Raw genomic sequence first — 5,010 nt, forward strand, 5'->3', positions numbered from 1 at the left:
AATTGTTCCGCCAGACCAACATCATGTAAGCTGACGACTAATTTTAAGTGCCAAGCCTTACGGTGTGGGAGATGTGCCAATGCACCCAATAAAGTCAACAACGCATTATTGACTTTGTTTTCATTATTGTCTGTGTTGCGATCAAAATAATTTCCTGTACGGTAAGCGGACTCTCCAACTGTGTAAGCAGTACCGTTAAAAACTACACGCCCTGGAACATCTTCCATTTCTACAGTGGAAATATAGCTGGGGGCACGAACTACTTTAAATCCTTCGACTAAAAGTTTGAGACTTCCGTAACCGTTATCGAAACCCGTAGGAAAAATTTTTTGTAAGGTGTGAATGTTTGACATCTGCTCCAAGTAATAAACTTTTATTTGTGAAAATTATCTGTTTAAGTGATCTGCAAGAGCAAGAGAAAGAAGAATAAAATAACTTCCCCTTTTTCTCCTAATCTCAAGAGCTTATCATAACCCCTTGGGGGCTAAGTGGGGCACAAAATGTCAATTAGTTAAATATACCCCACTTACCACCTATATGTATCTTATATAGGAGGCAAAATATCATCAAAGTCCTAAACTACTGTTGGGGTATATATAGCTCCTATGTGACCCCTGCAAAGAATTTCTGAAATCTTTTTTATCAACGCAGCAAAAATTAATTTAGATCATCGTTAACTGTTTGATTTATACTCTACTGTCAAGGTCTAAATTAGCTTTACGTAATATGGCGAGATTTGACTCTGATACACTTGGAATTTACCTACGAGAAATTGGTCGCATCGATAGGTTACTACCAGAGCAGGAAATTTTCTATGCAAGGCTTGTAAGGTCTATGCTGGCACTTGAGCAGCAAAAAAATCTTCTCATGCAACGGCTAAAGCGTTCTCCAAATGGGTCTGAACTCTCTGCCGAAGTGAATAAAACAGAAGCAGAATTAACCCAAATCCTTCAACAAGGGCAACTGGCAAAACATTTAATGATTACTGCCAACCTCCGCTTAGTGGTTGCAGTCGCTAAAAAATATCGTTGGAGTAAGCTGGAATTTTTGGATCTGATTCAAGAGGGAGCGATAGGTTTACAAAAAGCAGTAGAAAAATTTGAGCCGAATCGGGGCTATAAATTTTCTATTTATGCAAAAGGCGTGGATTCGACAGGCAATTACCAGAGCAGTTGCAGAACAATCCCACACTATTCGCCTACCCCATGACTAAGTAATTACTAATTCGTAATTCGTCAGGACTTACGCAACTGGAACAAATAGCGAGCGGGGCGTAGCCCTACCACACGACAATTTAAATCAAACCAAGCACATAGGAATACTTGGGCGTTTTAGTTGCTGAATTAAATAATTAGAAAGCAAATTATGCTTGATTTGATAAGCAGTTTGACCAGTGGTATAGGCTAAATTCTTTAATCTAATCCAAACCAACATTGCACAAGCAATATGATTTCTTTGAAGCCTAGCTTTACGACATTGACAAGATTCAATGCCTGTTAGTTGTTTGATCTCTCGGTGAAACTCCTCGATTTTCCAACGAATTTTACACACCTCTAGTTAATTGCATCATGGCTAATAGTCTCCAAATGCTCTGCCAAATTGGTCATCGTATAATTAATTTGACTACTTAATAAGTATTGGCAGTAATTAAGCTTAGTAAATCTCATTCCCGTAAGCAACATTTATCTCATACAACCTCTACCTATTTTCTCATGAATATTTCATGCTTTGCTTCCAATACACCAGCTTTTATTACAAATACAAGGCATTCGGAATCAGATTCAAATAATACTTATGTACTAGTAATTGGCGCTCGCATTGTGCCAGTTGCGTAAGTCCTGACTATCAATGCTTCCCAAGCTTGGTCTTTATTCTTTACAGGTGGTAGAGAAGACAAAAAACTAGATTCTAACCCTCGAATAGGTCTTTTGTTTACTAGTATTTTGCTAGGTCTTAGTGTTTCTGGGTTCGCCAGCGTACTAATTACCCGGACAATATTTCCTGCTTAAGTGCTTGACTAGTAGCTAATACGAAATATAACTCTGAACCATCAAGAAGTTGGTGGTTCAGAGTTATACTGTGTCTTCACTAATATCTGAGTAACGCCATAGTTTCGGCTAACATACAAATCTTTTAAAGTCGGACCGAATAATTCGTAATTCGTAATTAAAAACTTAGAAAATAGGAATTAATTAATAATTAATTTATTAAGGGTGCAGATTCACCTAATTTTAATTATGAAAAAGAGAAGAAGGGCAAAGCCAACTTTATTCAAGCTCCCTGATAAATCCTTTGGGATAATAATTACGAATTACGAATTACGAATATAGATTGGTTAGGTGGGGATTGTGCTGTTTGTTCTGGTGGTTTCAAAAACTGCGGTCGTGTGGCGAGGGAGCTAACGTTTTGCTGATATTCAAGAGTAGATTCAATGACAGCCCCAAATTTCTTGGTCATGCTCGACAAAGTTTTAGCAGGGATGGAGCTATCAACCAAGTTAAATACCGCTAGACCTTTTCGGGTTTTCCTGACAACATCTTCTATTGGTACTTGCTGCCATTCAACTTTTTGAGCAGTTAACCATTTAGTCACAGTTTCAGCTTTTTGGTTGTCAACAGCCAAGCCCATGACTCCAAGTTTTTTATTTGATTCTGTAGAAAATAAAAAAGTAGGACGCTCTTTAATATGATGGAGAATTTTCGCACTACTCTCAATCATCTCTTGCTGTTGAGAATTAACTGATTGAGTCCCAAAAGCCTGAAATTCCTTCGTCCACTTCTGGGGATATTCAACGGTATTAGGCTCGATTTGAGCGCAAATAACAGAAAAATTACTTTCAATGATTGCGGGCGCGAGTGTAAGTTGTCCGGTTTTGAGCAGTCCAAGCTGTCTAAGCGCGTCTTTGTCTTTTTTAAAGTGCAACACTCCCAAGGGTTCACCATTCAAAAATACAGCATCTCTAGTTTTAGAAGCTGAGGTTTCGATACTCAGTTTTCGGTAATCTTGATCATTGAATGTCTGACCAGAAAAATCATAAAAGTTAATTTTATTGATTTTCAGGAGATTCCCATTGGGAGATTCACCCAGCACAAAAGCTTGATCTCCAGTTTCGGAGATAGAAGTAAGTTTTAACTTTAGAGGATTACCATTTTTGAGATGATTAATTTCTTTTAACTGTTGGACAGAATCACTGTCTAACTCGCCCAAAGTTTTGCCATCAAGTTTGATTTTTACTGTTTTGTCAGAAATCGGCACAGTGCCAAATTCTAAGTTGATCGGTTCGACGTTAAAAACAAGTCCTGCATAAGAGAAGTTCTTGAGCTCACGGATAGTAATTTCAATCGGCTCAAATCCTGGCAGTCCAATAGTTGCTTTGGCAGTGGCAGGTTCTACCCCAACCATACGGGAGAGCGCTTTCGTTCCAATGGGAAGCTGTGGAGTTCTGGTTTCGAGCATGGCGAATTCCTTATATTCGCCGTCACTATCCTGGACAAACATTAGCCTGGAAACATGGCGCTCATGTCCGACTGGATGGTGAGAAGCTCTGATTTCTATCGGGTGTTTTTCGTCTGGGTTCCACTTTCTACCCAAAAATTGATTTGCCTCATTATTTAATGTGACTAACTTCGGCTCAGTAAATTGCAATTTATCTAAGCGAGAGATAATCTCATTGGGGAAAGCAGCGAAGGCAAAATTAGAGACTTTTTTAGCGATCGCCTGGGAGTTTGCGTTTTCTTTTCTTGCAACTTCAAGTTCATCCTGGCGGAATGCACAGATGTTCCAAGCGGCGGCGGATGCAAGTTTTTCTGACTCTGAGATCGAGGCATAAAATGCGAGAGCCGCCTCTTGTGCCTTGTCGAAAAGTAATTTAGTTTGGCTTCTAGTAAGTTCTGGTTTTAGTTCTAGGAGTTTAGCTCCCTGCATGGTCATCCCCGCCTTGAGAGTGTGGTCAGTCACAGATTGTTGGCTAACTGTCCCCAGGTTGCGGTAAGCGGGTTTTCCATCTTTCCCAACCTCGCCATCTATCTGTGCAACTGCTAGTAATTTGTGGGGGCGTTCACTGTTTGTGAATTTAATCTCATCTAGGCGAATGTTCAACGTCTGGGCTTTCCAGATTAAGGGATGCCCCTCACGGGTGAGATTGGTAATTTCGAGTTGCGTTCCTGAATCCGTTTGAACAACTGCGCTAGGGCCAGACTCTGTTTCTCGCCGCCTTGAGGCATGAACCCCAGCGTTGAACTTCAGATCAAACTCGTATTTGGCGGCGATCGCTGCAAATTTTTGCTGTGGTGTAAATTCCACTCCTTTGAACAAGTCTTTAAACTGGACAATGGGACGCGATTCTAACTGTGATTCTCGGAAATATTTATTGGTTTGGCTAATTAATAATTCTACTGGCGAGTAGCCCTTTGGTGTTATCCCCGTGCTTAAATAAACTGACGAAGATTTCTTATCTTTAATATAATTAACATCACGATACAAGTAGCGGCTGTTTTCCCGGATTTTATCCATTTCAGGTTTTTTAGCACTTTTGAATAAATCAACCGCTATTTGGTTTTGATAACATCCCTCACCAATCATTTCTCGCTACATTATACCAATTTAATGTGAAGCTGCATAGAAAAGAGCTTCTAAGATAAAGTTATAAGAAGAGACAGAAATTACTTCCTCAAATGTAAGTTGGTCGAAGATTTCTTGGATGCGCTCGCGTAAAGCTTGTAAAGAAGAGAAAAGTTGATTTTTGAGAGGTTTCTTAAGAGCTTGCCAAAGCCTTTCTATAGGATTGAGTTCAGGAGCCGATGGTGGTTGAAATAGAGGAATAATATTCTCCGGCCAGCTAATTGCTGAACTTGTATGAGCCGGTGCTTGGTCAATCTGTAAAATGGCATAATCTGAACCTAATTGCACAGATAGCCAGTCCAAAAACTGTTGAAAACACTCACCATTCAGTTTTGGGTACTCATAAAGAAAATGGTCTCCAGTCAATGGTTCAATTGCACCATAAATCCA

4 protein-coding genes and 1 pseudogene are annotated in these 5,010 nt (G+C 39.7%); 1 reads left to right on the forward strand and 4 read right to left on the reverse strand.

The window, feature by feature from the left end; genetic code table 11:
• On the reverse strand, positions 1 to 353 hold a 353-nt coding region (locus H6G97_RS45260; RefSeq protein ID WP_479684983.1), incomplete at its 3' end, for a ParM/StbA family protein.
• Between the two features lie 373 nt (positions 354 to 726).
• On the opposite strand from H6G97_RS45260, the gene H6G97_RS45265 reads away from it, so the two are divergent.
• The gene (locus H6G97_RS45265; RefSeq protein WP_242056058.1) at positions 727 to 1,209 is read left to right on the forward strand and encodes a sigma factor; all 483 of its coding nucleotides are present in this window, start codon (positions 727 to 729) and stop codon (positions 1,207 to 1,209) included.
• A gap of 90 nt (positions 1,210 to 1,299) precedes the next feature.
• On the opposite strand, the pseudogene H6G97_RS45270 reads toward H6G97_RS45265, so the two are convergent.
• The 3 genes and pseudogenes from H6G97_RS45270 to H6G97_RS45280 form a co-directional block, all read right to left on the reverse strand.
• Positions 1,300 to 1,554, reverse strand: a pseudogene (locus tag H6G97_RS45270) (IS701 family transposase); the annotation flags it as partial.
• Between the two features lie 750 nt (positions 1,555 to 2,304).
• Entirely contained in the window at positions 2,305 to 4,581 is a 2,277-nt protein-coding gene (locus H6G97_RS45275) for a hypothetical protein (protein WP_242056059.1), read from the reverse strand.
• Between the two features lie 21 nt (positions 4,582 to 4,602).
• On the reverse strand, positions 4,603 to 5,010 hold a 408-nt coding region (locus H6G97_RS45280; protein ID WP_190946972.1), incomplete at its 5' end, for a transposase.

Origin of the sequence: Nostoc flagelliforme FACHB-838, assembly GCF_014698065.1 — a bacterium.
Taxonomy (GTDB): Bacteria; Cyanobacteriota; Cyanobacteriia; order Cyanobacteriales; family Nostocaceae; genus Nostoc; species Nostoc flagelliforme_B.